The sequence below is a fragment of the Achromobacter spanius genome (assembly GCF_039673305.1).
GTDB lineage: Bacteria > Pseudomonadota > Gammaproteobacteria > Burkholderiales > Burkholderiaceae_B > Achromobacter > Achromobacter spanius_F.
Map to the genome: position 1 here is coordinate 305,705 of NZ_JBDJLJ010000001.1, position 22,777 is coordinate 328,481.

Annotated in this window: 23 protein-coding genes; 16 read left to right on the forward strand and 7 right to left on the reverse strand. The window is 67.4% G+C overall.

Annotated features, from left to right (window positions below; translation table 11 throughout):
* The first annotated feature begins 143 nt into the window (after positions 1 to 143).
* The 5 genes from ABE485_RS01475 (at position 144) to clsB (ending at position 5,309) form a co-directional block, all read left to right on the forward strand.
* Positions 144 to 461 carry an FmdB family zinc ribbon protein gene (locus ABE485_RS01475; RefSeq protein WP_346512929.1) on the forward strand — a complete coding sequence of 106 codons (318 nt, stop codon included), beginning with the start codon at positions 144 to 146 and terminating at the stop codon, positions 459 to 461.
* Between the two features lie 16 nt (positions 462 to 477).
* Complete coding sequence (locus ABE485_RS01480) at positions 478 to 1,143, forward strand: DUF502 domain-containing protein (protein WP_430795378.1); 666 nt, start codon at positions 478 to 480, stop codon at positions 1,141 to 1,143.
* A 40-nt stretch (positions 1,144 to 1,183) separates the two neighbouring features.
* The gene (gene aspS, locus ABE485_RS01485; protein ID WP_346512932.1) at positions 1,184 to 2,971 is read left to right on the forward strand and encodes an aspartate--tRNA ligase; all 1,788 of its coding nucleotides are present in this window, start codon (positions 1,184 to 1,186) and stop codon (positions 2,969 to 2,971) included.
* A 263-nt stretch (positions 2,972 to 3,234) separates the two neighbouring features.
* Entirely contained in the window at positions 3,235 to 4,101 is an 867-nt protein-coding gene (locus ABE485_RS01490) for an endonuclease/exonuclease/phosphatase family protein (RefSeq protein ID WP_346512934.1), read from the forward strand.
* Positions 4,098 to 5,309, forward strand: a complete 1,212-nt coding sequence (gene clsB, locus ABE485_RS01495) for a cardiolipin synthase ClsB (RefSeq protein WP_346512936.1) — start codon at positions 4,098 to 4,100, stop codon at positions 5,307 to 5,309. Before ABE485_RS01490 ends, clsB begins: the two co-directional genes overlap by 4 nt.
* 12 nt (positions 5,310 to 5,321) lie before the next feature.
* Here clsB and ABE485_RS01500 read toward each other — a convergent pair whose 3' ends face one another.
* The 4 genes from ABE485_RS01500 to pgi all read right to left on the reverse strand — a co-directional run bounded on the left by ABE485_RS01500 (position 5,322) and on the right by pgi (position 9,933).
* Positions 5,322 to 6,191 (reverse strand): DMT family transporter, encoded by an 870-nt coding sequence (locus ABE485_RS01500; protein WP_346512938.1) that lies wholly within the window; start codon positions 6,189 to 6,191, stop codon positions 5,322 to 5,324.
* Between the two features lie 22 nt (positions 6,192 to 6,213).
* On the reverse strand, positions 6,214 to 7,566 hold the full coding sequence (locus ABE485_RS01505) for an MFS transporter (RefSeq protein ID WP_346512940.1): 1,353 nt from the start codon (positions 7,564 to 7,566) through the stop codon (positions 6,214 to 6,216).
* Between the two features lie 99 nt (positions 7,567 to 7,665).
* On the reverse strand, positions 7,666 to 8,235 hold the full coding sequence (locus ABE485_RS01510) for an SRPBCC family protein (RefSeq protein WP_346512941.1): 570 nt from the start codon (positions 8,233 to 8,235) through the stop codon (positions 7,666 to 7,668).
* A gap of 117 nt (positions 8,236 to 8,352) precedes the next feature.
* Positions 8,353 to 9,933, reverse strand: coding sequence for a glucose-6-phosphate isomerase (pgi, locus tag ABE485_RS01515; RefSeq protein WP_346512942.1), 1,581 nt, complete (start codon positions 9,931 to 9,933; stop codon positions 8,353 to 8,355).
* A gap of 238 nt (positions 9,934 to 10,171) precedes the next feature.
* Between pgi and ABE485_RS01520 the strand changes: the two genes are divergently transcribed.
* The 3 genes from ABE485_RS01520 (at position 10,172) to ABE485_RS01530 (ending at position 13,768) form a co-directional block, all read left to right on the forward strand.
* Complete coding sequence (locus ABE485_RS01520) at positions 10,172 to 11,278, forward strand: glycosyltransferase family 4 protein (RefSeq protein WP_346512943.1); 1,107 nt, start codon at positions 10,172 to 10,174, stop codon at positions 11,276 to 11,278.
* Positions 11,279 to 11,436: 158 nt separating this feature from the next.
* Complete coding sequence (gene waaC, locus ABE485_RS01525; RefSeq protein ID WP_346512944.1) at positions 11,437 to 12,474, forward strand: lipopolysaccharide heptosyltransferase I; 1,038 nt, start codon at positions 11,437 to 11,439, stop codon at positions 12,472 to 12,474.
* 1 nt (position 12,475) lies between these two features.
* Complete coding sequence (locus ABE485_RS01530; protein WP_346512945.1) at positions 12,476 to 13,768, forward strand: 3-deoxy-D-manno-octulosonic acid transferase; 1,293 nt, start codon at positions 12,476 to 12,478, stop codon at positions 13,766 to 13,768.
* Here the strand turns inward: ABE485_RS01530 and ABE485_RS01535 are convergent.
* From ABE485_RS01535 to ABE485_RS01545, 3 genes are read right to left on the reverse strand one after another with little or no spacing between them, the layout of a single operon-like run.
* A complete protein-coding gene (locus tag ABE485_RS01535; protein ID WP_346512946.1) occupies positions 13,765 to 13,929 on the reverse strand; it encodes a hypothetical protein in 165 nt (54 codons plus the stop codon). The genes ABE485_RS01530 and ABE485_RS01535 overlap by 4 nt on opposite strands.
* Before the next feature lie 9 nt (positions 13,930 to 13,938).
* On the reverse strand, positions 13,939 to 14,745 hold the full coding sequence (locus tag ABE485_RS01540) for a type III pantothenate kinase (RefSeq protein WP_346512948.1): 807 nt from the start codon (positions 14,743 to 14,745) through the stop codon (positions 13,939 to 13,941).
* A complete protein-coding gene (locus tag ABE485_RS01545) occupies positions 14,742 to 15,593 on the reverse strand; it encodes a biotin--[acetyl-CoA-carboxylase] ligase (protein ID WP_346512949.1) in 852 nt (283 codons plus the stop codon). The genes ABE485_RS01540 and ABE485_RS01545 overlap by 4 nt, the downstream gene beginning before the upstream one ends.
* Positions 15,594 to 15,686: 93 nt before the next feature.
* Here ABE485_RS01545 and ABE485_RS01550 point away from each other — a divergent pair, with 93 nt between their 5' ends.
* From ABE485_RS01550 to ABE485_RS01585, 8 genes are all read left to right on the forward strand, one after another.
* On the forward strand, positions 15,687 to 16,817 hold the full coding sequence (locus tag ABE485_RS01550; protein WP_346512951.1) for an MlaE family ABC transporter permease: 1,131 nt from the start codon (positions 15,687 to 15,689) through the stop codon (positions 16,815 to 16,817).
* Positions 16,817 to 17,656, forward strand: coding sequence for an ABC transporter ATP-binding protein (locus tag ABE485_RS01555; RefSeq protein WP_008160759.1), 840 nt, complete (start codon positions 16,817 to 16,819; stop codon positions 17,654 to 17,656). The genes ABE485_RS01550 and ABE485_RS01555 overlap by 1 nt, the downstream gene beginning before the upstream one ends.
* Positions 17,643 to 18,599: an MlaD family protein gene (locus ABE485_RS01560; protein WP_346512954.1), complete on the forward strand. Its 957-nt coding sequence runs from the start codon at positions 17,643 to 17,645 to the stop codon at positions 18,597 to 18,599. Before ABE485_RS01555 ends, ABE485_RS01560 begins: the two co-directional genes overlap by 14 nt.
* Positions 18,596 to 19,201 carry an ABC-type transport auxiliary lipoprotein family protein gene (locus ABE485_RS01565; protein ID WP_346512956.1) on the forward strand — a complete coding sequence of 202 codons (606 nt, stop codon included), beginning with the start codon at positions 18,596 to 18,598 and terminating at the stop codon, positions 19,199 to 19,201. The genes ABE485_RS01560 and ABE485_RS01565 overlap by 4 nt, the downstream gene beginning before the upstream one ends.
* A 97-nt stretch (positions 19,202 to 19,298) precedes the next feature.
* Positions 19,299 to 19,952: an alpha/beta hydrolase gene (locus ABE485_RS01570; protein ID WP_346512957.1), complete on the forward strand. Its 654-nt coding sequence runs from the start codon at positions 19,299 to 19,301 to the stop codon at positions 19,950 to 19,952.
* A 152-nt stretch (positions 19,953 to 20,104) separates the two neighbouring features.
* Entirely contained in the window at positions 20,105 to 21,367 is a 1,263-nt protein-coding gene (locus ABE485_RS01575) for a D-alanyl-D-alanine carboxypeptidase family protein (protein WP_346512959.1), read from the forward strand.
* A gap of 151 nt (positions 21,368 to 21,518) precedes the next feature.
* Complete coding sequence (locus tag ABE485_RS01580) at positions 21,519 to 22,385, forward strand: D-amino acid aminotransferase (RefSeq protein WP_346512960.1); 867 nt, start codon at positions 21,519 to 21,521, stop codon at positions 22,383 to 22,385.
* Between the two features lie 117 nt (positions 22,386 to 22,502).
* The gene (locus tag ABE485_RS01585) at positions 22,503 to 22,775 is read left to right on the forward strand and encodes a YbeD family protein (protein WP_346512961.1); all 273 of its coding nucleotides are present in this window, start codon (positions 22,503 to 22,505) and stop codon (positions 22,773 to 22,775) included.
* The last annotated feature ends 2 nt before the right edge of the window (positions 22,776 to 22,777 follow it).

Sequence of the window (22,777 nt, forward strand, 5' to 3'; positions counted from 1 at the left end):
GCCGGACACCGACGCTTCATGAAAAACCGCTAAAATTCAAGACTTTCCCGTATTTTTCCGGCCTTGCCCCGCCGCCCAGCCTTCCGCTCTTGTGCGGCGACAGGCGGATTTTGATATGCCGGGCTTGCGCCTGGGAGCCCTCGATGCCCATCTACGCTTATAAGTGCAGCGCCTGCGGCCATGCCAAAGACGTCTTGCAGAAGATCTCCGACGCGCCGCTTTCGGATTGCCCCGAATGTGGCCAGAGCACGTTTTCCAAGCAGGTGACCGCGGCTGGATTCCAGCTCAAGGGTTCCGGCTGGTATGTCACCGATTTCCGTGGCAATGGGAACGGCAACACTGGCGGAAACGGCGGCCAGCCCGCCGCACCGGCCAGCACACCGACGCCGGCCGAGCCAGCTGCCGCGGCGCCTGCCCCGTCCGCCCCGGCGGCGCCCGCGGCGAGCAGTTCCGCTTCGTAGAGCGCACGCGATGCGGATGCGCGTCATCAAGAAGTACTTCATCACCGGCCTGCTGATCTGGGTTCCCCTGGTCATCACGGTGTGGGTGCTGGGTTTGCTGGTCGCCACCCTCGAAGGGTTCGTGCCCGGCTTCCTGTCGTCCGAATCGCTGTTCGGCATCGACATTCCCGGCTTCCGCTTCGTCCTGGTCATCGTGGTGGTGCTGTTGACGGGCGTGTTCGCGGCCAACCTGATCGGCCGCACCATGGTGGACCAGTGGGAAAACCTGCTGGGCCGCATTCCGCTGGTGCGATCCATCTACAACTCGGTCAAGCAGGTCAGCGATACCGTGCTTGCCCCCAACGGACAGGCGTTTCGCCGCGCGGTGCTGGTGCAGTATCCGCGAGCGGGTTCCTGGACCATTGCTTTTGTCACCGGCACGCCCAGCGGTGAAGTGGCCGACCGCCTGCCGGGCGACCACATCAGCGTGTACGTGCCGACCACGCCGAACCCCACGTCCGGCTTTTTTCTGATGGTGCCTCGCGCCGACGCGATCGACCTGCAGATGAGTGTGGACGCGGCATTGAAGTACATCGTTTCCATGGGCGTTGTCGCCCCGGCGCAGGCGGCGACGCCCGTGGTCCGGCCGGCTGCGCTCTCTCCGGCGCCGGGCGTGCAAGACGCGCCTCGCGCCGATTCGTAACCCTTACGCTCAAACTAAGCACACAACGGAGTCATCCCGCATGCGTACCTGCTACACCGGCCAGGTTTGCCGTGACCATCTCGGCCAGACCGTCACCCTGTACGGCTGGGTGAACCGCCGCCGCGACCACGGCGGGGTCATCTTCATCGATCTGCGTGATCGCGCGGGCCTGGCCCAGATCGTGTTCGATCCGGACAATGCCGCCTTCGCCACCGCCGAGCGCCTGCGCAACGAATTCTGCGTCCGCGTCACCGGCCTGGTGCGCGAGCGTCCCGCGGGCACGGCCAATGCCGAACTGGCCTCGGGCGAGATCGAAGTGCTGTGCAAGGAAGTCGAGATCCTGAACGCGTCGGTCACCCCGCCGTTCCAGCTGGACGACGACAACCTGTCGGAAACCACCCGCCTGACGCACCGCGTGCTGGACCTGCGCCGCCCGCAGATGCAGCGCAACCTGATGCTGCGCTACCGCGTGTCCATCGAAACGCGCAAGTTCCTGGACGGGCTCGGCTTCATCGACATCGAAACGCCCATGCTGGCCAAGAGCACGCCGGAAGGCGCGCGCGACTACCTGGTGCCCTCGCGTGTGAACGCCGGCCACTTCTTCGCGCTGCCGCAGTCGCCGCAGCTGTTCAAGCAGATGCTGATGGTCTCGGGCTTTGACCGCTACTACCAGATCACCAAGTGCTTCCGCGACGAAGACCTGCGCGCCGACCGCCAACCGGAATTCACCCAGATCGATTGCGAAACCTCGTTCCTGAACGAATTCGAAATCCGTGAAATCTTCGAGAACCTGATCCGTCACGTGTTCAACGTGGTGCAGGGCGTCGACCTGCCGTCGCCGTTCCCCATCATGCCCTGGACGGAAGCGATGCGCCGCTATGGTTCGGACAAGCCGGACCTGCGCGTGCAGCTGGAATTCACCGACATGACCGACGTCATGCGCGACGTGGACTTCAAGGTGTTCGCCGCCGCCGCCACCGCTCCTGGCAGCCGCGTGGTTGCCCTGCGCGTGCCGGGCGGCGCCGAGATGTCGCGCAGCGAGATCGACGCCTACACCCAGTTCGTTGGCATCTACGGCGCCAAGGGCCTGGCCTACATCAAGGTCAACGAAGTGGCCAAGGGCCGCGACGGCCTGCAATCGCCGATCGTCAAGAACCTGCATGACGCAGCCCTGGCCGAACTGGTCAAGCGCACGGGCGCCCAGGACGGCGACATCATCTTCTTTGGCGCCGACCGCGAGAAGGTCGTCAACGACGCCATCGGCGCGCTGCGCGTGAAGATCGGCCACAGCGAATTCGGCAAGAAGACCGGCCTGTTCACGGCCGGCTGGAAGCCGCTGTGGGTGGTCGACTTCCCGATGTTCGAGTACGACGAGGAAGACGGCCGCTACACCGCGGCGCACCACCCGTTCACCAGCCCGAAGGACGGCCACGAAGACTTCCTGGAGACCGATCCCAGCAAGGCGTTCGCCAAGGCCTACGACATGGTGCTGAACGGTTGGGAAATCGGCGGCGGCTCGGTCCGTATCCATCGCGAGGAAGTGCAGAGCAAGGTGTTCCGCGCGCTGAAGATCGGCGCCGAGGAAGCCCGCGAGAAGTTCGGCTACCTGCTGGATGCGCTGCAGTACGGCGCGCCTCCGCATGGCGGCATCGCCTTCGGCCTGGACCGCATCGTGACGATGATGACCGGCGCCGAATCGATCCGCGACGTGATCGCCTTCCCGAAGACGCAGCGCGCCCAGGATCTGCTGACGCAAGCGCCGTCGGAAGTCGACGAGAAGCAATTGCGCGAACTGCACATCCGCCTGCGCAACGTAGAGAAGGGTTAAGTCCCCCCCCCCCGTAAGCGCCTTCGGCGCTTTCCCCCCAGGGGGCCCGCTGGCGGACCGGCAGAGCCGGATCCGCGGCGGTGCGCTTCGGGCATCGGCGGCTTGCGCCGCGGGGGGCTCGATTCGAGGGCGCGGCAAATGTGGGAACGGCCGGCTGAAATGGAGTAATCTGGCTAACGCCGCCGAAGACGGCGGCGCCTGGCCGGGGCACCTTCAGGAACCCGGCCGGCGGTTCTCAAGATTTGAAAGGCGCCATTGCTTCCATGTCGCTCATCCGAGTCGTCAGCTACAACATCCACAAGGGCCGTTCGGCATTGGGCCGGCGCGACTCCCTGAATGAACTTCGCCTGGGCCTGTATGGCCTGCGCCCCGACCTGGTCTTCCTCCAGGAGGTCCAGGGTCGCAACGAGCAGAAGTCGCTGCTCGACGCCCAGCACGAATCCCTGGCCGCCGCGTTGCGGCTGGATGTGGCCTATGGCCGCAACGCGATCCGCCATGCGACGGACCACGGCAATGCGCTGCTGTCGCGATACCCCATTCTTGACCACGAAAACCTCGACATCTCCGACCATCGGCTGGAGCAGCGTGGGCTGCTGCACGCGCGCATCGAGCTCGGCGATCGGGCGGTGCATTGCTTCGTGGTGCACCTGGGCCTGTTCGCCGGCAGCAGAAGCCGCCAGATCCTGGCGCTGACCGAACGCATCAAGCGCATGGTGCCGGACGGCGAACCTATTCTCATCGCGGGCGATTTCAACGACTGGAACGACCGCCTGGCCCCCATGTTCGTGCAGCAGCTTGGCCTGTACGAGGTGTTCTCGCACGCGCCGCGCAGCCATGGCGGCGACCTGCCGCGCCTGCGCGATTCGGTCAAGCGCCTGAGCAACGCCTTGCGCGGCCTGCCCAACAGCGGCGTGTCCATCATGGAGCGCACCAATCAGCTGGGCATGGGCAGCAGTTCGAGCCTCCTGCTGCCGCCGCCGCGCACGTTCCCCGCCGTTTTTCCCTGGTTCCGCCTTGATCGCATCTACCAGCGCGGCTTTGCCGTGCGCAGCGCACGCGTGCTGCGCGGCCGCGAGTGGGCCAAGCTGTCCGATCACTCTCCCTTGCTGGCGGAGCTCGAACTTCCGTGAAGGCCGAGCAGGACAGGCTGGAATGGGCGCTGGGCAACGACATCCGCTTGCTTCAGAACGGCGCCGACTTCTTCCCCGCGCTGTGCGCGGCCATCGATGCCGCGACGGTCAGCGTGCATCTGGAGACCTACATCTTCATGGTGGACCGCACCGGTTCGCGGGTGCTGGACTGCCTGGCGTCCGCCGCGCGGCGTGGCGTGAAGGTGCGCGTCGTCCTGGATGGTTTCGGCAGCGCCATGCAGGCCGAGCACGTGCGCACGGCGCTGACCAACGCCGGCGCGCAGTGCCGCATCTTCCGGCCCGAGCCGCGCTGGTTCGCGCGCTTCGTGCCGTCGCGCAGCCGCCTGAGGCGCCTGCACCGCAAGGTCACCATCGTCGACGGCCGCGTCGCCTTCATCGGCGGCATCAACATCCTTGACGATTACGACGACCTGGATCCCACCGACGGCATCTCCGCGCCGCGGTTCGATTTCGCCGTGCAGGTCGAGGGGCCGCTCGTGGCCCAGGCGGCCTATGCGCAGGAACTGCTGTGGGTGCGCCTGAACTGGGCGCGCCTGCGACGGCATCCGCGCGACTGGAACCGCATGCGCCTGCTCAAGCCGCGCCATGCGCGGGTGGCGCCTTGCGGGGATCTGCGGGCCGCCCTGGTGCTGCGCGACAATCTGCGCTTTCGCCAGACGTTCGAGCGCGCCTATCTGTTCGGCATTTCGCAGGCGCGCCGCGACATCCTGATTGCCAACGCCTATTTCTTTCCCGGCGTGAAGTTCCGTCGCGCGCTGGCAAAGGCCGCGGCCCGCGGCGTGCGCGTGCGCCTGCTGCTGCAGGGCAAGGTCGAATACCGGATGCAGTACCACGCCACGCGTTCGCTCTATGACCAGCTGCTGCGCGACGGCATCGAGATCTACGAATACATGCCGGGCTACCTGCACGCGAAGGTGGCGGTGATCGACAACGTGGCCACCGTGGGATCGTCCAATCTCGATCCCTTCAGCCTGCTGCTGGCGCGCGAGGCCAATGTGGTGATCGACAACCAGCCTTTCGCGTGGGACCTGCAGGAGCGCCTGGAAGCGGCCATCCGCGAGGGCGGACGGTTCATCCGGCCGCTGGAGTACCAGCGCCGCGGGTGGCTGCGCAGATGGGTCGACGCGGCGTCCTATACCTTGCTGCGCATCGGCGTGGCGCTCACCGGCACGTCCGACAAGTACTGATCCGGCGGGGCTTCAGGCGCGCGGCTTGAGCAAACCCAGCGCCAGGGCAGTTCCGACCAGGATGATCGCGGCGCCGATCACGATGGACGGCGTGAGCGCTTCATCGAGCAGCCATGCGCCCCACACCACCCCGAAGATCGGCACCAGGAAGGTGACGCTGACGGCTGCAGTCGGCCCGACATTGGCGATCAGGCGAAAGAAGATGATGTAGGCGGCGCCGGTGCAGACCACCGCCAGCAGGATCGTCGAGATCCAGGCCGAGGCCGAGGCGGGCGTGTCGGGCCAGGCGGGAATGGCCAGGGGCAGCAGCACGAGCGAGGCCGCGATCATGCTGCCCGTGGCGCTGGCCAGCGCATCCACGCCGGTCAGGAAGCGCTTGGTCCAGTTGGCCGCGATGCCGTAGAAGATGGGCGCCGAAATGGCGGCCAGCACGGCCGGCCCGGTGCCGCCGGCCTGGAAGTCCAGCTTGTCCCACACCAGTACGATGATCCCCACCAGCCCGATCAGCAGGCCCAGCGACCGCATCCAGGGCAGCTTGTCCTTGAGCCACAGCCAGCCCACCACCGCGCCCCACACGGGCGTTACCGCGTTGGCCACCGACAGGAAGCCGGCGCCCAGCGACTGGGCGGCATACGCGTACAGCAGGAACGGCACGGCGGCATTCAGCGTGCCGACGACCAGCAGCGCCTTCCAATGGCGGCCGATGAGGGGCAGCTTGCCCCGCCATATCGCGGCGGGCAGCAGGAACAGGGCGGCCAGCCCTACCCGCAGCTCGATCAGCGCGATCGGGCCGAATTCCTTGACCGCCACCCGCATGAACAGGAAGGAGCCGCCCCAGACGGCGGCCAGGAGCAGCAGGTCCATCAGATTGCGTTGACGCATGATTTGTCTCGGGTGTACTGCCCTATTTCCGGCTCGTGGCCAGATTCTTCATCTTGACCCGATGCGCGAGCGCCGCGCAGGTCAGGGACAGGACGATACACAGGACCAGGCCCGTGCGCACGCCGTTCAGCACCGTGCTGTGGGAAATCATGATCCCGACCAGCGCGGTGCCCAGCGCGCTGCCAATGGCGCGCGTGGTCTGCACCAGCGCCGACGCGACGCCCACGTCGCGGCGTTCGCTCAGCATTTGCATGAACAGCGTCAGGTTGGGCAGCAGGAAGCCCAGTGCGCAGCCGTTGACGAAAAAGGCGCCGAGTATCCACCAGGCGGAGGTGCCCGGCGAAATGAGCAGCACCATCAGCGAGCCGGCGGCAAGCAGCGCGCCGCCGAACACCATCAGCCGTTGCGGCTCGGTCTGCTTGGGAAACAGCCGGCCGTTGATGATGCTGCCCACCGAGATCGCGGCGACCAGCGGCGTGAGCAGCAGGCCGGCCTCGCTGGGCGTGTAGCCCAGCACCTGCTGCAGCAGCAGGGGGCTGTAGAAGATCAGGATGAACATCACCGCGCCCACCATCATCGCGGCCAGGTTCAGCAGGCGCGGTTCGCGTCCGGACAGGACGCGCAGCGGGAAGATCGGCGACGTAACGCGGCGTTCGGTGGGGATCAGGATGGCGATCGCCGCCACGCCCACCAGCGCCAGCGTCAGGCCCAGCATGGGGTGCGCATGGTCGCCGCGGGCAAAGGCCAGTTCCAGGGCGGCCAGCGGAGCCCCCACCGAGAGCACCAGCAGGATGGCGCCCACCCAGTCGATCTTGCGGCTGCCGTCGTGGATGGGGCGGATGCGGGGGAAATAGCGCGCCAGCAGGAAGAAGGCGCCTGCCGCCGCGATGGGCGAAATGAAGAACGCCGCGCGCCAGCCCAAGGCCTGCGTGGCGGCGCCGCCCAGGACCGGGCCGATGCCGCTGGCCATGGCGAAGGCCGCCGACACCAGAGCCATCCATCTCACCCGCTGCTTGGCGTCCGGGAACAGGTCGGCAGGCGCGGCGAACGCGGTGGCGATCATCATGCCGCCGCCCACCCCCTGCAGGGTGCGGAAGACGATCAGCTGCGTCATCGACTGCGCCAGTCCACAGGCGATGGACCCGAGCGCGATGATCAGGACGGACACCAGCATCAGCGGCTTGCGACCGAACATGTCGCCCAGCCGGCCAAAGATCAGGATGGAGGCCGCGGTGGCCAGCAGATAGCCCGTTCCGACCCAGGCATACAGCGCCATGCCGTCGAGCGCCTCGGCCACCCGGGGCAGCGTGGTGCTGATGATGGTGGAATCCAGCGCGGCAAGCACGACGGTCGCCGAGACGCCGGCCATCGCCATCAGAAGATCCCTGCGAGAGCGGGCGGGATCGGCGGATGGCTGGGTCGGTGGCGGCGGCGGAGTCATGCCGCCAAGGATATCACCGGCACCCTAGGGTTATCACTTGTAGAACGTGTGGTATCCCCAGAAAACAGCGATCACCAGCACCACCAGCATCCACGACCAGCGCGAATTCGCCAGGCCGCGGAGCTCGGGTTCGGGAGGCGGGGGAGGGGGCGCGAGCCGCGGCTGCGCCGCCATGTGATCGATGAAGCCGGCGAAGAACTTCTCGATGATCTTTTCGCCGGCCTTCAGGAGCACGCCTTCCCCGCACTCGGCCAGCTTCCCGCCCGCCATGCCGGCCACGGTGTAGGCCACGCGCGTGCCTTGATCCTTGGTGGTCAGGTTGATCTGGGCGGTGCCGATGGCCAGGCAGGCGGCGCGTCCCTTGCCTTCGAACACCAGCGTGCAGCTGTCGGGGGCGTTGACGTCGGAAAGCAGGATCTCGCCTTCGTAGTCGGTGTCTATTCCGGCGATCTTGGCGCGCAGCGTGACCGCGTATTCGGTCGGGCTGCGCATAGCCACTTCCACGCAGCCCGGAATGCATTTCTGCAGCACTCTCGGGTCGGTCAACGCATCCCATGTCTGGTGCTGCGTCGAAGGAATCCATTGGGCATCGGCAATGCGCATGGCTGTCTCCTTATAGAAACGCTATAGAAGCATTCTGTGCCCAAATGCCGGGTTTGGCTATCTCCGCGCGGAAACGGAGGGAGCCGGCCGCCCGCGGCGGCCGGATGGGCGGACGCCTCAGCGGCCCTGCCGGTCACCCGCCAGAAGCGCAATCCAGTGCTGCGTGGACTGGTCGTGCGAGGCCGACTGCGTTTCGCCGTGCAGTTCCCGCAGGATGCCGCTGGCCATCTTCTTGCCGGCCTCGACGCCCCACTGGTCGAAGGGATTGATGCCCCAGATCAGCGCCTGGACGAATATCTTGTGCTCATACAGCGCCAGCAAGGCGCCCATGGCGTAGGGCGTGAGGCGCGGCAGCACGATCAGCGTCGAGGGCCGGCCACCCCGGTGGTGGCGATGGCGGGCCAGCCATTGCGCGTCATCTTCGGGCATGCCTTGGGCCAGCAGGGCGGCCTGGTCTGCATCGAGAGAGGTGCCGCGCAGCAGCGTCTGGCGTTGCGCAAGGCAATTGGCCAGCAACATGGCGTGTTCCTCAACCCACTGGTGGTCGGCCTCGCGGCACATGATGAAGTCCACCGCGGCGCCGTCGGTGCCCTGGTGCAGCCATTGGAAGAACGTATGCTGCCCGTCGGTGCCGGGCATGCCCCAGACGGAGGGGCCGGTCGGCACGCCTACAGGCTGCCCGGCGAGGTCGACGGATTTGCCCAGCGACTCCATGTCGAGCTGCTGCAGGTACGGCGCCAGGTATTGCAGGCGGGCGTCGTAGGCGGCAATGCTGAGCGACCCATAGCCCAACACGCTGCGATTCGCCACGCCGGCCAGGGCCAGCTGCACGGGGGCGTTGTCGGCGATGTCCGCCTGGGCGAAGTGGGCGTCCATGGCGGCGGCGCCGGCGCGGATTCCCTCGATCACGTCCAGTCCCACCGCCAGGGCCACGGGCAGGCCGACGGCCGACCACAACGAATAGCGGCCGCCAACCCAGTCCCAGAACTGGAAGATCTGGCTGTCGGGAATGCCGAGCTGGGCGGCGGCCGCCGGTTTGGCGGTAATGGCGACCACCCGCTCGTACGGATTGTCTATGCCGGCATCGGCCAGCCATTGCACAGCGCGCCGGAGGTTGGCCAGGGTTTCGGTCGTCGTGAAGGATTTGGAGGTTGCCACCACCAGCGTTTCCCGGGGATCCATGCCCAGGATCGCGTCCTCGATGGCGTGCCCGTCAATGTTGGCGACGAACTTGAGGGCGCGGCGCGAACCATAGCCGCCGCAGGCGTCGGTGGCCAGCCGCACGCCCCAATCGCTGCCGCCGATCCCGATGTGGATGATGGACTTCCATTTGCCTTGCGCGTCGGCGTCCAGGACGAAGTCGCGCACGCGCCGATGTTCTTGCGCGACGGCTTCGATCGGCTCGGGCGCGCGCAGCATGGTGTGCCAGGCGGCGCGGTCTTCGGTCACGTTGACGTGCTCGCCCGCCAGCAGCGACTTGCGGGCTGAGTCGAAGCCGCGGGCATTCAACAGGTTCTCGGCCGCCTGCCGCGCCGCGGGCGAGTCCACTTGCGCGCTGAGGTCGATGGTGAGGCCGGCGGCGTGCACGAGGCGAAGCGCATCGGTGCAGAACGAGGCTTCCAGGACAGCTTCGGAATATGCCTTCCATTCGGGCAGGCGCGGCAGGCTCGCGTGGCTGGCGGGTTGAAAAGAATGCATATTTTCGAGAATACGTCTTAATACTGGAAAAGGGATCTACCGGCAGGCCGGATCTTCGGCCGACGGCTTTTCCGCCATCGCGCAGACCGGGAGTTTAGCTGTTCGCCTCGCGTTGATGCAGGCCCTATTTATTTTGCAAGTCTCGTTTCTCTTCTTTTGCAAACCTGTCGATATTGCTATCAGGGCTTGTCCACGTCTGACGCTACAATCGCGCCTATCCCAACAGGCGCGCCCTTCCATGCTGTACGTCCTTGTAGCGTTTCTGGTTTCGCTCATTTCAACCTTGCTGATCGTGCGCTATCGCTCCTGGCATGATGGCCTGACGGCCGATCATGATTTGGAAGGTGTGCAAAAGTATCATTCGAAGCCGGTGCCCCGCATCGGCGGCCTGTCGCTGCTGGTGGCCAGCGGCGTCACCTGCGCCTTGGTCGCCATGCGCGAGCCCGATGTCCTGCCGGATATGGTGCTGCTGTTGGCCGCGGGCATGCCGGCCTTTCTGGGGGGATTCGCCGAGGACCTCACCAAACAGGTTCGCGTATTGGTCCGGCTGGGCCTGGCGATCCTGTCCGGCGCCGCCGCCTATTATCTGCTGGGCGCCGCCGTGACGCGTGTCGACATTATCGGAGTGGATTGGCTGCTGCAGTTCGGGGTGGTATCGCTGGTATTCACGTCGGTCGCGATCGGCGGCGCCGCCAACGCCATAAATATTATCGACGGATATAACGGCCTGGCTGCTGTCGTCTCGGCCATGATATTGGCCGGGTTTGCCTACGTTTCGTTTTATCTCGGCGACCGTTTTCTTTTGATCGTGGCATTAAGCACGCTTGGCGCGGTTATCGGATTCCTGGTGTGGAATTATCCGCATGGGCATATTTTCCTTGGGGACGGCGGCGCCTATTTCCTGGGCTTCATTATTGGAGAGCTCTCGGTCCTGATGCTCGCCAGGCACCCCGAGGTCTCGGCCTGGTTTCCCCTGCTTCTGTGCATCTACCCGGTTTTCGAGACCCTTTTTTCCATTTACCGGAAGAAGTGGCTGCGCGGCCGTTCGCCCGGCGCCCCGGACGGCGTGCACCTGCATATGCTGATCTACAAGCGGCTGGTCCGGTGGGCCATCGGTTCGCGCGAATCACGGCACCAGACGCAGCGCAATTCGATGACGTCGCCGTATCTGTGGCTGCTGTCGTCGCTGGCGGTGATACCGGCAGTGCTGTTCTGGCAGCAGCCGTGGCTCCTGATGCTGTTCACGGCGGTTTTCTCCACCACCTATATCGTGCTGTACCGGCGTTTGGTGTTGTTCCGCATGCCCAAATGGATGATCGTCAAGAAAAAGAAGCAGCGGCAATAACCGTGGCGTAGCCGCGCCCTGCGGTTCGGCCACGGCGGGCTCCATCGGAGCCGGCCGGGTTGCGCAACAATAGCCATTGTTGATGTACAGTTCGGGCTGCGTTGAACGGTGCCCGCCATCATCGGCCAGAGGGCGGCTCCAAGCACGAATCCTTGCTCATGCCCACACGAATTCTCATTGTCCGCACGTCCTCCCTGGGCGACCTCGTCCACATGCTGCCGGCGATCACGGATATCGCCCGGCATGTTCCCGACGCGCAGATAGACTGGGTCGTCGAGGAGGCGTTTGCCGAGATCCCTTCGTGGCATCCCGCCGTCAACGAAATCATCAAAGTCGCACATCGCCGCTGGCGCAAGTCCTGGTGGTCGGCGCAAGTGCGGGCGGAACGGCGCGCGCTGCGCGAACGCCTGCGTTCGGTGCGCTACGACGTGGTTCTGGATATGCAGGCGCTGTTGAAATCGGCGTGGCTGGTGCGCCAGACCCACGGCGTCAAGCATGGCCTGGACTGGCGTTCGGCGCGCGAACCCCTCGCTTCCCTGTTCTACAACGTGCGCCATCGGGTGGAGTTCTGGCAGCCCGCGGTGATCCGCCAGCGCAAGCTGGCCGGGCTGACGTTCGGCTACCAGCATGCCGGGCTGCCGGATTTCGGCCTGCAGGCTTTCGCCCGCCAGGCGACGCAGGCGCCCGAGCCTGTCCTGGAAGTGGGCAGCGCCGGCTTGAACGCCACCGAACTTCCACGGCTGCATCACCTGGATACCGACCGCGGCTATGCGGTGATCATGCCGTCGGCCAGCCGCGACGACAAGCTCTGGCCCGAGGACGACTGGCGCGTGGTCTTTCGCCGCCTGCGTGAGGCGGGCTGCACGCTCAAATTGCTGGCCGGCAACGATCAGGAGGCCGAGCGGGCAGGCCTGCTGGTCGCGGGCATGGACGGCGCCGAGGTCATGCCCCGCATGGACCTGAGTGCGGTGGCGCGCCTGCTGGCCGGCGCCCGCCTGATGGTGGGCCTGGACAGCGGCCTGACGCACCTGTCCGCGGCCCTGGGCCGCCCCACCATCGGCATCTACCGCGCGTCCACGCCGGTGAGAACGCCCCTGGTCGGTTCGAACTACACCGCCAGCCTGGGCGACCGCGGCGCCTCGCCGTCGCGCGAGGCCGTCATGGCCGCAGTCGAGCAGGCGCTCGCCGCCCAGTGACATGAACCGCGGCGTCTACACCCTGGCGCTCAGGGCCCTGGCGCCGCTGGTGTGGCTATGGATGGCCCGGCGCGCCAAGCGGGCCGGAGGCCAATGGGACATTTTCTCCCCCGAACGTTTCGGACGCGCCGAGGCGCCCGCGTCGGCACTGCCGCATCCCGTCTGGGTGCACGCCGTCAGCCTCGGAGAGACCCGTGCCGCGCTTCCGCTGCTGCAGGCGCTGCTGGACCGCGGCCTGCCGGTGCTGCTGACCCACATGACGGCGACCGGCCGGGCCGAGGGCGAGCGCCTGTTCAAGGACGCCATCGGCCGGGGCCAGTTGCGCCAGGTTTGGCAGCCCTACGATTTCCCCGGCGCGACGCGCCGCTTCATTGCCCATTGGCGGCCGCGCTGCGGCCTGCTGATAGAGCGGGAGATCTGGCCCAATCTGCTGGCCGCCGCCCGTCAGGCCGGGGTGCCCATGGCCTTGGTCAGCGCCCGGTTTTCGGCTTCGTCGCTGCGCCAGGCGGGTCGGATGGGCGGGGTGATGCGCGAGGCCCTGGCGGGCCTGGATACCGTGCTGGCGCAGACGGCCGAGGACGCCGAGCGGCTGGCGCGGGCGGGGAGCCGCGCGGCGCTCGTGACGGGGAGCCTGAAATTCGACCTGGTTCTACCCGCGGCGCAGGTGCAGGCGGGGCAGGCCTGGCGCGAGAAGCTGGGAAGGCCGGTCGTCGCGGTCGCCAGCACGCGGGAGGGCGAGGACGGTCCCTTCATTGATGCGATCAAGCGGCATGCCGGCACGCCCGGCGCGCCCCTGTTCGTGCTCATTCCCCGCCATCCCCAACGTTTCGAGGAGGCCGCCCGCCTGCTGCGGGAGGCGGGCCTGTCGTTCACCAGACGGTCCGAAGGCGGCGAGCCGGCGCCGGAAGACGCCGTGATGCTGGGCGACACGCTGGGCGAGATGGCGTTCTATTACGCCGCATCAGAGGTGGCGATCGTGGCGGGCAGTTTTGCGCCCCTGGGCGGGCAGAACCTGATCGAAGCCTGCGCGGCAGGCGTGCCCGTCATCGTGGGGCCGCATACGTTCAATTTCAAGCAGGCGGCGGAAGACGCGATCGAGGCGGGCGCCGTGTTGCGGACTCCGGACGCGGCGCAGGCGGTGGATAGCGCGATGGCCTTGGTGGCCGACCACGAACGACGCCAGCTAGCCAGCCGGGCAGCCCGGGCCTGGTTCGCCATGCATGCCGGCGCGACGCGACGGACGCTGGACGCGCTGGATCCGTGGCTGGACCGGCCAGGCAAGCGCGGCGACTAAAGGGCCTTGCGGGGAACCAGCGTGACGGCGCCAGGATTGAGTTCCTGGCTGAAGCGCCGCGCGTCGCGCCCTTCATCCTCGGGGCGAGCGCCCAGCCACCCCTGTCCCAACGCGTAGACGCCCAGGTTCGCCAGCAGGATCAGGATGAAGAGCACTCGCATGCGCGGTTCTCAGGAAGTGGTGTCCAGCGTGGCGCGCGCCACCGCCGCCAGTCCGTCCAGGACGGGATGATCCAGGTAGACCGGCACCGGCGCCGCGCCGAAGGCGCCGCCTGCGTCGGCCAGCAGCCTTTCGATTTCCTGGTGCACCTCGGGCCAGCCGCCGCCCGCCGCGTAGATCTGCGGCGTCTGGCCATAGCGCTGGCGGCCCGCCAGCCACTGGCGCACGACGGCGCCGGCCTGGGCTGCGGCGATGCCAGACGCGATGGCTTCGTGCGTGTCCGTGGGGTAGGGCACGACCTGGCCGTTGGCGATCGGCAGATTGGCGGTGCCGTGGGCCAGGGCGTGCCGCATCATGGCCGGCCCGGGCAGGATCAGGCCGCCGGCGAAGACGTTGTCCGGACCCACGGTGTCGATGGTGGTGGCGGTGCCGAAGCTGGCGAGCACGAAGGGCGGATGGGTGCCCGGCAGGCGCGACAGCACGCCCAGCAGCGAAGCCCAGCGGTCCGCGCCCAGTTGGGTGGGCGTGCGGTAGCTGTTGACCAGGCCCAGCGTCGTGGCCTGCGACAGCGACCAGGTCACGGCGCAGCCGTGCTTTTGCAGCATGGCCGCGATGGCCTCTCCGCGGGCCGCGCCGGCGACGTTCACGCCGAGCGCGCGTTGAGGCGGGCGCGGCAGGGCGGCCAGCCAGCGGTCCAGCGCGTCGAGGTCCAGGCCGTCGAAGGCGATCGCAGCCGGCTCGCGCGGCATGTCCGGGTTGCTGGCGTCCAGCCAACCCACTTTGAGGCGGCTGTTGCCGGAGTCGATGAGAATAATCATGCTTGGCGTCGAATCGAAATTTCACCGACCGAGATCGGTGTGGCGCCCTCGGGCGTTTGCACCAGCAGGCGGCCTTGCTCATCCACGCCGCAGGCCGTGCCGCTTAGAAGGATAGCGCCCTTGTCCAGCACGTTGACCTTGCGGCCCGCCAGCGCGTCCACCTGGTCGAAACGCTGCCGGAATGCGCCAAAGCCTTCGCGTTCGAGCGTGCGCACCGCTTCATGCCACGCGGTGGCGCTGGCGCATACCAGGTCGGCGGCAACGGCGGCGTGCGCCGCACCCGCTTGCACCTGGGTCCAGTCGGCCACGTCGCGCCCCAGCGCAAGCGACAGTTCGCCGGCATCGACGAGATTCACGCCCATGCCGATCACCACCGTGTAGCCGGCGTCGCGGCCGCCCGGGTTGCGTGTCGTCTCGACCAGGATGCCCGCCAGCTTGGCGTCATGCCACTGCAGATCGTTGGGCCACTTCATGCACAGTCCTCGCGAACCGGGGCCGGCGACGGCGCGCAGGGCCTCGCAGGCGGCGATGCCGGCCAGCGGAGACAGCGCCGGCAATTGCGTCGCGGGCAGATGCACGTCGAACGCGCAAGAGAACATCAGCGTGGAACCCGAGCGGTTCTGCCACGGGCGACCGGCGCGGCCGCGTCCGGTTTCCTGCAGATGCGTGCCCAGGAGCCAGGGCTTGCCCGCGCCGGCACCCGAACGCGCGCGCGCGAGCAGGTCGGCGTTGGTCGATCCGGTGCTGTCGGTCCAGGCAATATCCTGGAAGGCGGGCAGGCGCGCACCCAGCGTCCGGGCAAGGGTTTCCGGGGCGGGCAGGTCGATGGGGCAGACTTGGTCGGGCATGGCGGCGATTGTAGGGCACGCGGGCCGTGCTCGCGGCTGGCGCGCCCAAGCGTATATGATTGGCGATACATTTTGCATTGGTATTCCGACGACATGCCGCATTCCGCTCCGCTTGCGACCGCCGCCGCGCCTTTCCGCCACGAGGGCGGCGTTTGCCACGTCGGCGGCGACTGGAGCGTCCTGGCGCTGGCCGAGACCGGCGAGGTCGAACGCAGGCGCGCGGCGCTGGCGCGTGCGGCCAGCGACGGCGCGCGCTGGGACATGCACGCCATCAGCCGGCTGGACACGATCGGCGCGCTGCTCATCTGGCAGGCGTGGGGCGAACGGCTGCCTGAACGCGTGCGCTGGGGCGCCGGCCAGCAGGACGTATTCAATGCGCTTGCGATGAACAAGGGCGAGACACCCGCGGCTCCGCCCAAGGCGGAGACGTGGGGCTGGCTGCGCGCCATGGGCGGCGCGGTCCTGCGTGCCGCCGAGAACGGCCGCGCCCTGCTCATCATGCTCGGCCAGCTCGTCCTGGACGTCGGCGCGATGCTGCGCCGGCCCCGGCTGGGGCCGTGGCGCGAGATCTCCGCCCAGGTGTACCGCACCGGCGCGCAGGCGCTTGGCATCACGGCGCTGGTGGGCTTTCTGATCGGCGTGGTGCTGTCGTACCTGTCCGCGCAGCAGCTGCAGATCTTCGGCGCCGACCGCTTCATCGTGCGGCTGCTGGGCGTGTCGATCGTGCGCGAGCTGGGGCCGGTGCTGGCGGCAATTCTGGTGGCGGGCCGCTCCGGTTCCGCGATCACCGCGCAGATCGGCGTCATGCGGGTCACACAGGAACTGGACGCCATGCTGGTCATGGGCATCTCGCACGGACAGCGGCTGATCCTGCCGCGCGTGGTCGCGCTGGCGGTGACCATGCCGCTGCTGGTGCTGTGGACCAGCGCGATGGCGCTGCTGGGAGGCATGCTGGCCGCGATGGCGCAGTTGGGCGTGTCGGCGCAGTGGTTCCTGCAGTCGCTGCCGGATGCCATCTCGCTCACCAACTATTGGATCGGCATGCTGAAGGGCGTGACGTTCGGCATCCTGATCGCGCTGATCGCCTGCCATTTCGGCCTGCGCATCCAGCCCAACACCGAGAGCCTCGGGCGCGGCACCACGACGTCGGTCGTCACCTCGATTACCGGCGTGATCCTGCTGGACGCGGTATACGCGGTCATTTTCAGTTCGGTGGGCATCTGATGAACAGCGCCACCCAGAACCGCCTGTTCGCCGAAGAAGGCGTCACCGTCGAGCCGGTGATCACGGTGCGCGGCCTGCGCACCGCCTTCGGCGACCACGTCGTGCACGACAACCTGGACCTCACCGTCTTCCCGGGCGAGATCCTGGTGCTGGTGGGCGGCTCGGGCACGGGCAAGACCGTGCTGCTGCGGCAGATCATCGGGCTGGACGTGCCGGCCGCGGGTACCGTGAAGGTGCTGGGGCATACGCTGTCCGAACTGACGGCGGGCGAACGCCGCCGCCTGTCATACCGTTGGGGCATGCTGTTCCAGGCCGGGGCGCTTTTCTCCGCGCTGTCGGTGTTCGACAATGTGGCGCTGCCCTTGCGCGAATTGCGCACGGTGCCCGAAGACCTGGTGCGCGACGTCGTCATGTGCCGGCTGGCCATGGTGGGCCTGTCGTCGCGCGACGCGGACAAGCGTCCCTCGGACCTGTCGGGTGGCATGGTCAAACGCGTGGCGCTGGCGCGCGCGCTGTCGCTGGACCCGGAACTGCTGTTCCTGGACGAACCCACGGCCGGCCTGGACCCCTTGCGGTCCGACGAGTTCGTGGATCTGGTGCGCAGCCTGCACCGGCAGTTGGGCTTTACCGTCGTCATGGTGACGCACGACCTGGACACGCTGCTGGCGCTGGCCACGCGCGTCGCCGTGCTGGCGGACAAGCGGGTGATCATTTGCGACACGGTGCCTGAAGTCCTGAAGGTGGATCACCCGTTCATTCATACATTCTTCCTGGGCGAGCGCGGCTTGCGCGCGCTGGGGGACCTGGCACCGAAGGGATTGCATCATGGAAAACCGTAGTCATGCGCTCATGGCCGGTATCTTTACGCTGGTCTTGCTGGCCGCCGCGACCTTGGCGGCGATCTGGATCGGCCGCGACCGGACCCAGCTGCAACCGTACGAAATCATCTCCGCCACCGCCGTGACCGGCCTGAATCCGCAATCGGCGGTGCGCTATCAGGGGGTGCCGGTGGGCAGGGTGCAATCGCTTGCCCTGAATCCCAACAAGCCGGGCCAGGTGCGCATCCGCATCGGTGTGGCGCCCAATACGCCGATCACGGAATCGACGTGGGCCGAACTGGGCGTGCAGGGCGTGACCGGGATGGCCAATGTGGACTTGCGCGACGACGGCACTTCGCTCAAGCGCCTGACCTCCACGGCCGAGAATCCAGCCGCCATTCCACTGCGGCCCGGCCTCCTGGATCGCGTCGAGCAGCGCGGCGAGAAGCTGATTTCCAATGTCGAGGTCGCCACCGAACAATTACGGCGGGTGCTGAGCGAACAGAACGTGCAGGCACTGACCGCCAGCCTGCAGAACGCCACCGACATCTCGCAGGCCCTGAAGGAAGCCAGTCGCGACCTGGCGCCCACCCTGACCAAGCTCGGCCCGCTGGTGGAATCGCTGGGAACTACCTCGCGCCAGGCCGACCGCGCCGCGCGCGAGATCGCGGACCTGGCCCAGCAGGCCCGCCAGTCGCTGGCCCGCCTGAATGCGCCCGACGGTCCCCTGTCTGTCGCCACGCGCAGTCTCAACGACATCGCGCTGGCGGCCGCGCGACTCGATGGCGAAACCTTGCCGGCCTTCACCAGCATGGCGAACAACGTCAGCGCGGCGGCACGCAGCGCAACCACTACCCTGCGCCGTGTGGACAACACGCCGCAGTCGTTTTTGTTCGGTCCCGCGCCCATCGCGCCAGGACCTGGCGAACCCGGCTTTGCCGGCTTCGGGAGACAGTCGAAATGAAGATGCGCAGCGCCATTCTGATCTTGACCCTGGCCCTGGCGGGCTGCGGCATCGGCCGCGTGGACGCGCCGCCCAAGCAGTTCGACCTGGGGCTGGACGCCCGCCCCGTGCCGGCATTGCCGGCACGCGAGCCGATTGCGCTGACTTTCCAGGCGACCCCCGCACTGTCCGACACGGGCATGATCTGGCGCGTGGGCGACAGCGCCGCGCCGCGCTCCTATGCGACCTATCGCTGGGCCTCGTCGCCGGCGGAACTGGTGCGCCAGCGCCTCATCGACCGCCTGTCGCGCCAGGGGGCGGTGCTGAACGACCGCGTCAGCCTGCAGACCCCGCAGTTGCAGGTGTCCCTAGCGCAGTTCGAGCAAGTGTTCTCCGAGGACGGGCAGTCCAGCCAAGGACGCATCCTGCTGCAGGCGGTGCTGCTGAATGGGCGTGCGGTGGTGGACCAGCAGCGCATCCTGGTGCAGGTTCCCGCGCCCACGCTTGATGCCGAAGGCGGCGTCGCGGCGCTGCGCCAGGCCAGCGACGAAGCCAGCGACCAGCTGGCGCAATGGCTGGCGACCGCGCTGCGGCCCGCGCCAGCCGCCGCCCGGGGGCGATAAGCGCCTTCGCTTCCGCGGCCCCGGACACCTGGCCTGGCGCCCTGGAGCCAAGGCGGGCGGTTAACATCGTTTCTTTTTTCGCACGCTGAGTCACGCCATGTCCGCACGCACTGAAACCCACGCATTCGTCGGCGCCGCCGGCCGTATCGATTGCGCCATCGACTGGCCCGCCGGCACGCCGCGCGGCTGGGCGCTGGTGCTGCATCCGCATCCGCTGCAGGGCGGCGCGCGCGAGAACAAGGTGGTCACGACGCTGTCGCGCGCCTGCGTGCAGCATGGCCTGGTGGCGGTGCGCCCCAATTTCCGCGGCGTCGGCCTGTCGGAAGGGACGTTCGACAAGTCGGTCGGCGAGACCCAGGACATGCTTGCCGTGGTGGCGCAGATGCGCGAACTGCATCCCGAACTGGCGCTGGCCCCGTGGGTGCTGGCGGGTTTTTCGTTCGGCACCGCCGTTGCCGCGCAAACCTATGCCGCGCTGGCGGACCAGGGCGATGCCGTCCTGCCGTCGGCGCTGATGCTGATGGGGCCCGCCGTCAACCGCTTCCAGTCGCACGAAGTGCAGGTGCCCGACGACACCCTGATGGTGCATGGCGAAGAGGACGAGGTCGTGCCGCTGTCCGAGGCCATGGACTGGGCGCGCCCGCGCTCGATCCCGGTGGTGGTCGTGCCCGGCGCCTCGCATTTCTTCCATGGCAAGCTGTTGGTCCTGCGCCAGCTGGTGCAGGCGCGCCTGAAGGTGGCGCTCGACTGAACCGGCGCCGTCGATACCCCCACGTTGCATCAGGTTGCATGTTTTAGGCGCGTGGGGAACCTCGCGCGGCAGGAAGGGGTCTGATCGACTGCCTATAATTGTCAGCCACTTGCCCCGCGCCGGCGGGCGTCATTCCTGGACCCACGTTGCCGATGAAGAATTTGCCTTACTCCGCTCAATCCCCCGCTGTCTTTACCCGCCGCCTGCTGTCAGGCGCCGTGTTGTCGGCGATGCTGGCGGCCTCCATGCCGACTTGGGCGCAGCAGGCGCCAGCCGCTCCGGCCGCCGCGCCCGCCGCGTCGGCCCCCGCGCCGACGCCCACGGGCGCGGTGCCGGTCGGCGACGTGTCGGCCGTGCCCGCGCCCACGATCGCGGCCAAGGCCTGGATCGTGATCGACGTGAACAGCGGCCAGACCCTGGCCGCTTCCAATCCCGACATGAAGGTCGAACCGGCCTCGCTGACCAAGATCATGACGGCTTACGTCGTGTTCAACGCGCTGGATGAAAAGCGCCTGACGCTCGAGCAGACCGTTCCCGTGTCCGAGCACGCCTGGCGCACCGGCGGTTCCCGCATGTTCATCGAACCGCGCAAACCGGTCACGGTGGATGAGCTGAACCAGGGCATGATCGTGCAGTCGGGCAACGACGCCTCGGTGGCGCTGGCCGAAGCCGTGGGCGGCAGCGAATCGGCCTTCGCCGCGCTGATGAACCAGGAGGCCGAACGCCTGGGCCTGAAGAATTCGCACTTCATGAACGCCACGGGCCTGCCCGATCCGCAGCACACGACGTCCACGCGCGACCTGGCCACCCTGTCCGCCCACCTGATCACCGATCACCCCGACTTCTTCCACTACTACAAGCAGAAGAGCTACACCTACAACAAGATCACGCAGCCCAACCGCAACCGCCTGCTGTGGGCCGATCCCTCGGTCGACGGCATGAAGACCGGCCACACCGATTCGGCCGGCTACTGCCTGGTGTCGACGGCCGTGCGCGGCGACCGCCGCATCCTGGTGGTCGTGGTGGGCACGGACAGCGAAGCCACGCGCGCCGAAGAAAGCCTGAAACTGCTGAACTGGAGCTTCCAGAACTTCGACACGGTCAAGCTGTTCGACAAGAGCCAGCCGGGCATCGATGCCCGCGTGTGGGAAGGCACCGCCGAGAACGTGAAGCTGGGTCCGCCCAACCCCGTGTCGATCGCGGTCCCGCGCGGCAAGGCCGGCGAGCTCAAGCCCGTCGCGCAGCGCACCGATCCGCTGATCGCGCCGCTGGCCAAGGGCCAGCAGGTCGGCACGCTGCAATTCACGCTGGACGGCAAGGTGCTGCGCACCGAGCCGCTGGTCGTGCAGGATGCGGTGGAGCGCGCCGGCTTCTTCGGCCGCATGGTCGACACCGTCAAGCGCTGGTTCCAGTAAACGAAAGCACCGCGGCCCTGGCCGCGGGTGTAAGCTAGCAGCGGGCGTTTCGTGCGCGAAACGCCCGTTTTGCATTCTGCGGGGGCGGGCCGCGCGGCGCGTCCCCTTCCTTTTTATCGTTCCTGTCCCCTCATATATTCAGGAGTGCCTCATGATTCCGGGCGTGCCGGGCGAAAGCCAGGTGTATCTCAACGGTGAATTTGTGCGTGTGGACGAGGCCAAGGTCTCTGTCCTGGACCGCGGCTTCATTTTCGGCGATGGCATTTACGAAGTCGTCCCCGTGTACCAAGGCAATGCGTTCCGCATGGCCGAACACCTCGACCGCCTTGACCGCAGCCTTGCCGCCTTGCGGATCGCGCAGCCGTTCGACCGCGCCGGCTGGATCGACCTGATCCAGCAGCTGCTGTCGCGTTCCAACCTGGACACCTGCATCGTCTACCTGCAGGTGACGCGCGGCGTCGCCAAGCGCGACCACCAGTTCCCGTCGCCGGCCGCGACTCCGACAGTGTTCGGCATGATCTCGGCCTGGGCGCCGCCGCCCGCCGCGCAGCGCGAACAGGGCCTGGCCGCGATCAGCATCCCCGACGAACGCTGGCTGCACTGCGAGATCAAGTCCGTTTCCCTGCTGGGCAACGTGCTGGCCAAGCAGCAGGCGGTCGACGCCCACGTCGACGAAGTCGTGCAGTTCCGCGACGGCTACCTGACCGAAGGCGCGTCCACCAACATTTGGGTGGTGTCGGGCGGCAAGCTGCTGGCGCCGCCCAAGAACAACCTGATCCTGGAAGGCATCCGCTACGGGCTGATGGGCGAGCTGGCCCTCGAGGCCGGCATCCCGTTCGAGGCTCGCCGCATCTCGCAGCAAGAGGTCGAGCAGGCCGACGAACTGATGCTGTCTTCCGCCACCAAGGAAGTGCTGGCCATTGTCTCGCTGGACGGAAAACCCGTGGGCACGGGCAAGCCCGGCCCCGTTTTTGCGAAATTGCGTGCGGGTTATGATGCCCGCATCGCCGCGCTGTAGTCCTGGCGCCGGGCGGCCTGCGCCGCCGCCCGCCCTCGCGGCCCGCCCCGGCACTTGCCAGCGGGCCGCTTGCCCCCATATAAGAACATTCAGGGGCAACTCTTTTCTAGGCACATCATGCATATTCCGCCCGAAGATTCATTGATCGAATATCCCAGCGACTTTCCCATCAAGGTCATGGGCAAGCATCATCCCGAATTCGCGCAGACGCTGACCGAAGTCGTCCTGCAGTTCGATCCGGAATTCGACGCCGCGACCGTGGAAATGCGGCCCAGCAAGGGCGGCAACTACCTGGGCCTGACCTTCACCGTGCGCGCGACCTCGCGCGAGCAGCTCGACGCCCTCTACCGGGCGCTGCACGGCCATCCCATGGTGTCCATCGTCCTGTAAGG

Coding starts and splice junctions, on each gene's coding strand:
- ABE485_RS01475 (WP_346512929.1), top strand. CDS start 144: ATGCCCATCTACGCTTATAAGTGCAGCGCCTGCGGCCATGCCAAAGAC.
- ABE485_RS01480 (WP_430795378.1), top strand. CDS start 478: ATGCGCGTCATCAAGAAGTACTTCATCACCGGCCTGCTGATCTGGGTT.
- aspS (WP_346512932.1), top strand. CDS start 1,184: ATGCGTACCTGCTACACCGGCCAGGTTTGCCGTGACCATCTCGGCCAG.
- ABE485_RS01490 (WP_346512934.1), top strand. CDS start 3,235: ATGTCGCTCATCCGAGTCGTCAGCTACAACATCCACAAGGGCCGTTCG.
- ABE485_RS01500 (WP_346512938.1), bottom strand. CDS start 6,191: ATGCGTCAACGCAATCTGATGGACCTGCTGCTCCTGGCCGCCGTCTGG.
- ABE485_RS01505 (WP_346512940.1), bottom strand. CDS start 7,566: ATGGCGATGGCCGGCGTCTCGGCGACCGTCGTGCTTGCCGCGCTGGAT.
- ABE485_RS01510 (WP_346512941.1), bottom strand. CDS start 8,235: ATGCGCATTGCCGATGCCCAATGGATTCCTTCGACGCAGCACCAGACA.
- pgi (WP_346512942.1), bottom strand. CDS start 9,933: ATGCATTCTTTTCAACCCGCCAGCCACGCGAGCCTGCCGCGCCTGCCC.
- ABE485_RS01520 (WP_346512943.1), top strand. CDS start 10,172: ATGCTGTACGTCCTTGTAGCGTTTCTGGTTTCGCTCATTTCAACCTTG.
- waaC (WP_346512944.1), top strand. CDS start 11,437: ATGCCCACACGAATTCTCATTGTCCGCACGTCCTCCCTGGGCGACCTC.
- ABE485_RS01530 (WP_346512945.1), top strand. CDS start 12,476: ATGAACCGCGGCGTCTACACCCTGGCGCTCAGGGCCCTGGCGCCGCTG.
- ABE485_RS01535 (WP_346512946.1), bottom strand. CDS start 13,929: ATGCGAGTGCTCTTCATCCTGATCCTGCTGGCGAACCTGGGCGTCTAC.
- ABE485_RS01540 (WP_346512948.1), bottom strand. CDS start 14,745: ATGATTATTCTCATCGACTCCGGCAACAGCCGCCTCAAAGTGGGTTGG.
- ABE485_RS01545 (WP_346512949.1), bottom strand. CDS start 15,593: ATGCCCGACCAAGTCTGCCCCATCGACCTGCCCGCCCCGGAAACCCTT.
- ABE485_RS01550 (WP_346512951.1), top strand. CDS start 15,687: ATGCCGCATTCCGCTCCGCTTGCGACCGCCGCCGCGCCTTTCCGCCAC.
- ABE485_RS01555 (WP_008160759.1), top strand. CDS start 16,817: ATGAACAGCGCCACCCAGAACCGCCTGTTCGCCGAAGAAGGCGTCACC.
- ABE485_RS01560 (WP_346512954.1), top strand. CDS start 17,643: ATGGAAAACCGTAGTCATGCGCTCATGGCCGGTATCTTTACGCTGGTC.
- ABE485_RS01565 (WP_346512956.1), top strand. CDS start 18,596: ATGAAGATGCGCAGCGCCATTCTGATCTTGACCCTGGCCCTGGCGGGC.
- ABE485_RS01570 (WP_346512957.1), top strand. CDS start 19,299: ATGTCCGCACGCACTGAAACCCACGCATTCGTCGGCGCCGCCGGCCGT.
- ABE485_RS01575 (WP_346512959.1), top strand. CDS start 20,105: ATGAAGAATTTGCCTTACTCCGCTCAATCCCCCGCTGTCTTTACCCGC.
- ABE485_RS01580 (WP_346512960.1), top strand. CDS start 21,519: ATGATTCCGGGCGTGCCGGGCGAAAGCCAGGTGTATCTCAACGGTGAA.
- ABE485_RS01585 (WP_346512961.1), top strand. CDS start 22,503: ATGCATATTCCGCCCGAAGATTCATTGATCGAATATCCCAGCGACTTT.